General features: G+C 60.7%; 1 protein-coding gene. It reads right to left on the bottom strand.

What is annotated here, in order from left to right:
* On the bottom strand, positions 1–680 hold a 680-nt coding region (locus ACNA0R_RS27245), incomplete at its 3' end, for an amidohydrolase family protein (protein WP_415829203.1).
* Positions 681–713 lie beyond the last annotated feature (33 nt).

The following is a 713-nucleotide window of genomic DNA, read 5'->3' as shown; positions in this document are numbered from 1 at the left end:
GCTTCCGCCCGGCAGCACACCGCGTGCGTCCAACCGCGCCCTTCGGCGAAAGTCTTTTCCCACTGATTCTTGGCCTGCTTCGGCGTCAAATGGCTGATGGCCAGTGTCGGCACGAGCCAGGTGCCGTGCTCGAGCATCAATTCGATGCACTCGTCGTCGAGGATGTAGCCATGTTCGATGCTGTGGACCCCCAGCCTGATGGCGGCTTTGACGACCTCGGGATGCGTAGCGTGCGCCATGACTTTGAAGCCTCGCGTGCGGCAGATCTCGAACGCGGCCTTCAGTTCTTCATCGAGGAAGAAAGTCTGCGTGTGAAGATCCCACGCGGGGCCGTTGATGCCGCCGGAGAGATTCAGCTTGATGTGGTCGACGCCGTTCTTGATCTGCTCGCGAATGGCCTTGACGAAACCATAGGGGCCGTCGCATTCGGCGGTGTGCCCGGTAGAGAGAAAGTGGCCTGCTGTCGTGGTCAGGAAATGTCCGCTCGCGAACACCTTCGGCCCGACGTACTTGCCGCTGTCGAACGCGTCGCGCCAAGCCACGTCCATATAGCTGTGGGTGCCTGCGCAACGAAAGCCGACGATGCCCGATTCAAACAGCGCCTGGCGCAGTTTAAAACCGAACAGTGTCATCTGTTCGGTCAGGGGCATCACGGTGAGGGGCAGGTAGTCCGGGTGCACGTGAACGTCCCACAGACCAGGCATAAGGTACGC

The organism is Bordetella sputigena (genome assembly GCF_965137885.1).
GTDB lineage: Bacteria > Pseudomonadota > Gammaproteobacteria > Burkholderiales > Burkholderiaceae_B > Bordetella_C > Bordetella_C sputigena.
The sequence above is the reverse complement of the archived record's forward strand: the minus strand, read 5'-3'. Positions and strand labels throughout refer to the sequence as shown.